Source organism: Streptomyces flavofungini (assembly GCF_041028215.1).
In the GTDB taxonomy this organism is placed as follows: domain Bacteria; phylum Actinomycetota; class Actinomycetes; order Streptomycetales; family Streptomycetaceae; genus Streptomyces; species Streptomyces flavofungini_B.
The window spans coordinates 1-3,894 of record NZ_JASKYR010000868.1 but is presented as its reverse complement, the minus strand read 5'-3'; the positions used below and the strand labels follow the sequence as shown (position 1 = coordinate 3,894).

The following is a 3,894-nucleotide window of genomic DNA, read 5'->3' as shown; positions in this document are numbered from 1 at the left end:
CCGGGCTGGGTGATGCGGGAGGCCGCGCGCTTCGCGCACGACCGCCTGGGCGTGCGGTCCGGCGGGCACCTGCTCTCCCCGGGCATCCAGCTCGGCCAGGACCTGGCGACGCACCTCCAGGCCACCCAGCGCGCGGAGTCCGGGCACGCGGTGACCGCCTCGGGCAAGGCGTGGGACGACGTCCTCGCGATCTACACGGCGCCGGGGGCCCACTTCGGCCTTATCGCCACGCCCTTCACCGCCTCGCCGCTGCTCGGCGCGGACCCCGGCCTCGCGGACGATCCGAGGGTCACCGCGGTGATGCCGCCGTGGGACGCCGCGCAGATCAAGGAATCGGCGGGCGTCCCGCCGAGCGCCGCCCAACTGGCCACGCTGCGCACGGAGACCGACATCTACCGCCGCGTCCTCGCCGCGGGCGGCCTGGTGGCCCTCGGCACCGACCAGCCGCTTGTCCCGGTCGGCCTCGCGCTCCACCTGGGCCTGCGGGCCCTGCACCGCGGCGGCCTGTCCCCGGCGGCGGCCCTGCGCACGGCGACGGCCCTGCCGGCCCGGCTGTTCGGCCTGGACGGCGACCTGGGCACGGTGGAGCCGGGCAAGGTGGCGGACCTCACGGTCGTGGACGGCGACCCGTTCGAGGACTTCGACTCCCTGGTACGGACGACGGAGGTCCTGCGCGGCGGGGTGCGGCACCGGGTCGATGACCTGGTGGCCGCGTTCCCCGTCAGGAAGGGCGCCCCGCGCGAGGACTGGCTGGAGGTGGGCCGCTCGATGCGGAGGGACGGGTGCTGCGGGGAGTGACGGGCCCTGGCCTTCCGGCGGGCGGCGAGGCCTGCGGGAAGGCGCCCCGGCAGGAGCCGGGGCCCCCGCTCCCGCAGCCGCTCAGCGCAGGCGTCGCCGCTTGCCGGAAGGGACGGTCACCCGGACCTCCGCCTCCATGGCGCGCGGTGCCGCCGCCGTCCTCGCCTCCGCGACCGCCTCCCGGGTCAGTTCCCGCAGCGCCGCCCCCGGCGGGCAGTCCGGGGGTCAGGCTCAGGGTGATGCGGGCCCGGAGCCGCCGGGGGGTGCCGAGGAGGGACACCTCGGCGTCGGCCACGCCCCGCACCGAGCGGACCCGCTCCGCCATCGCCGAGGCCAGGGCGGGGCCCGCGAGCGTGACGCCGGAGTGCCCGAGGGGGAGCTGCCGCAGCCGCCCCGTGCGCACCTGGCCGACGGCCCACCAGAGGAACAGCAGAAGGCCAAGGGCGAGCGCCGCGATGACCACGGGCGTCCACCAGCCGTGTCCGCGCCACCGGGAGAGGGCCGACGCGTCGAGCCACACCCGGTCGGCCGGAAGCCGGGGCCAGCCCTCGGGCAGCCGGTCCCCGACCGGTTCCGTCGCCGAGGCCAGCGCGGCGCCCCCGCACAGGAGCGCCACCGCGAGCACGCCGAGCGCCGCCCGGTTCGTACCGTTACGGAGTCGGCTCATCGGCCGCGCCTCCTCGCACCGTCGGGGACGTCACGGCGGACCGCTCGGGCGGCGCGCTCCAGGCCGGGTCGGCGCGCACCCGGACGCGCACCCTCAGCGGCCTCGCCAGCGCACACGCGGCCACCGCCTCCTCCGCCGCCCCGGTCACGGCCGCATGGGCGGACTCCCGGGCGCCGAAGCGCAGTCCGGCCCGCACCCGGGCCCGGCGGCGGCCCACGCCGACCCGCACCCGCCCGATGCCCGGCACCTCGGAGACGGCGTCCCGCAGCAGCACGGCCACGGCACGCCGGTCGACGGTCGCCCGTACGCCCGGCGCCGGTGCCGCCATCGGCAACCGGCCGCGCAGACCTGGTGTGACGGCGAGCAGCAGCAGCCACACGCCGAGCAGCAGGACACCGGCCGCGAGCACCAGGCCCGGCCAGGCGCCGGTGTCCGGACCGTGGGCGGCCAGCCAGTCCAGCGACCACGTCCGCCACCGGGCGGGGCCCCGGTCGGCCGCGTGCACCGAGACCACGTCGTACAGGAGCMGCCCSCGGGCCGCSKCSRCCRMSCMGGCRRRCACSGYSRGSGSCRCGGCCGGGCGCTCCSRCMMCSGCMKSCSCSRSMSSMGCMSGMSGGCCGAGGGCACGACGAGGCCGGTGAGCAGGGCCGTGCGGGCCGCGACGTGCGACCGCACGCGTTCACCGGCGTCGTCGAGCACGGCCGGGTACGGCAGCGTCACCGTGACACCGACCCGCGCCCTGCGGCCCCGCACGGCCGCCGAGCCCCGGCCGACCCGTACCTCGCCCGGGCCGAGCGCCTCCGTGGCCGCCCGCTCGGCGATGCGGCGCACCGCGCGGTCGGCCACGGTCGTCGAGCCGCGCTCCGCCGCCGGGGTGCTCATCGGCCGCCCCGGTCACGGCCGCCGCCGAGGAACTCCCGTATGTCCGTGCCGTCCTCCACGAGACGTCCCACGACGAAGCCGACCGCGCCGAGCGCGGCCACCAGGAGAAAGGCACCGAAGCCGCCGAACCACCCGGCGAACCCCAGAGCCATTCCGGCGATCATGCCTACCACTGCTCCGTTCACCACACACCTCTCCTCGCGGAACCACTCCTCGTGGAACCACTCGTCGCGGAGCCCCGCGTCGCGGCACTCCGCCACCGCCCGACGCCCGTCGCTACTCCACCCGCGCGTCACCCGCCGAGTCCGGGCTCTCGTCACCGGGCAGGCGGACGTCGTTGACCGCGACGTTGACCTCGACGACCTCAAGGCCGGTGATGCGCTCCACGGCGGCGATGACGTTCTCGCGCACGTCGTGGGCGACGTCGGTGATCGGCACGCCGTACTCGACGACGATGTCCAGGTCGATGGCGGTCTGCCGCTCGCCGACCTCGACCTTCACCCCGCGCCCGACGTTGGGACGGCCGCCGGGGACGCGGTCGCGGACCGCGCCGAGGGTGCGGGAGAGGCCGCCGCCCATGTCGTACACGCCGGGGATCTCGCGCGCCGCCATCCCGGCGATCTTCACGACCACCACGTCGGCGATCGAGGTCTTGCCGCGCGTCGCGGCCGGCTCGGAGGCGCCGGTGCCGCCCGTCACGGTGGTGCTGCCCCCGCTCTTCTGCAGGGTGCCGGTGCGGCCCGTCTCGGCGCCCGTCGAGCCGGAGGACGTGGTCGCGTTCGAGTGGATGTCCTGAGTCGCCATGTCGGCTTCTCCTCGTCGTCTTGAGTCGTACGGCTGTCGGTATGAGGGGGGTTCGGTGCCCGCGCGTGCTGCGGATGCGGCTGCCTGCGCCCACTCTCTTCCGTTCGACACGGTTGCCGGAACGTCGTTACGCGCCTCGGAGAGATTCTTCTCCGCCGGGGGTAACGTGCCCTCGCCGCGTAACGCGGACTGCCTTCCATGTGTCGTAGGAGTACGACCTGGACGAGAGGAGCCTCGTGTGCCCGGGGACCGGCACGACGGATTGCTGGCGGTGCGGGCCGGGGAAGGCGACGAAGAGGCCTTCGAGGAGCTGATGCGCCGTCATGCCCCGGCCCTGCTGCGGCTCGCGACGCGGCTGCTCGGCAGCCGGACGGAGGCCGAGGACGCCGTACAGGAGTCATTCGTGAGCGCATGGCGCAAGCTGCCGGAGTTCCGCAGGGACGCGCGGTTCAGCACCTGGATACACCGGATCGTCACCAACCGCTGCCTGAACGTGCTGCGCTCGCGCAGGCCCTCCGTCGACCTGGCGGGCGTGCCCGAACCCCAGGCGCCCGAGCACGAGGCGTCCCCGGCCAGAGTGGCCGAATCCCACGCCGCCGTCGCCGATCTGTCCAGGGCCATGGCGGGACTCTCACCGGAACAGCGCGTCTGCTGGGTGCTGCGCGAACTCAACGGCCTCGACTACGAGACCATCGCCGAGTCCGTCGGCATCAGTCCGGAGGCGGTGCGCGGCCGTGTCTTC

The 3,894-nt window shown here is 75.8% G+C and carries 5 protein-coding genes and 1 pseudogene; 2 read left to right on the top strand and 4 right to left on the bottom strand.

Annotated features, from left to right (window positions below; translation table 11 throughout):
* A partial coding sequence (locus AB8Z36_RS35770; RefSeq protein ID WP_369217555.1) for an amidohydrolase family protein occupies nucleotides 1-798 on the top strand: 798 nt, incomplete at its 5' end.
* Here the strand turns inward: AB8Z36_RS35770 and AB8Z36_RS35765 are convergent.
* The 4 genes and pseudogenes from AB8Z36_RS35765 to AB8Z36_RS35750 form a co-directional block, all read right to left on the bottom strand.
* Complete coding sequence (locus AB8Z36_RS35765) at nucleotides 722-1,465, bottom strand: hypothetical protein (protein ID WP_369217554.1); 744 nt, start codon at nucleotides 1,463-1,465, stop codon at nucleotides 722-724. The two genes, AB8Z36_RS35770 and AB8Z36_RS35765, sit on opposite strands and share 77 nt — an antisense overlap.
* Nucleotides 1,449-2,348: pseudogene (locus AB8Z36_RS35760) on the bottom strand (DUF6286 domain-containing protein). Before AB8Z36_RS35760 ends, AB8Z36_RS35765 begins: the two are co-directional and overlap by 17 nt.
* Nucleotides 2,345-2,608: a hypothetical protein gene (locus AB8Z36_RS35755; protein ID WP_440582086.1), complete on the bottom strand. Its 264-nt coding sequence runs from the start codon at nucleotides 2,606-2,608 to the stop codon at nucleotides 2,345-2,347. The pseudogene AB8Z36_RS35760 and the gene AB8Z36_RS35755 overlap by 4 nt, the downstream one beginning before the upstream one ends.
* Before the next feature lie 16 nt (nucleotides 2,609-2,624).
* Nucleotides 2,625-3,152 carry an Asp23/Gls24 family envelope stress response protein gene (locus AB8Z36_RS35750; protein ID WP_369217553.1) on the bottom strand — a complete coding sequence of 176 codons (528 nt, stop codon included), beginning with the start codon at nucleotides 3,150-3,152 and terminating at the stop codon, nucleotides 2,625-2,627.
* Between the two features lie 238 nt (nucleotides 3,153-3,390).
* On the opposite strand from AB8Z36_RS35750, the gene AB8Z36_RS35745 reads away from it, so the two are divergent.
* A partial coding sequence (locus tag AB8Z36_RS35745; RefSeq protein WP_369217552.1) for an RNA polymerase sigma factor occupies nucleotides 3,391-3,894 on the top strand: 504 nt, incomplete at its 3' end.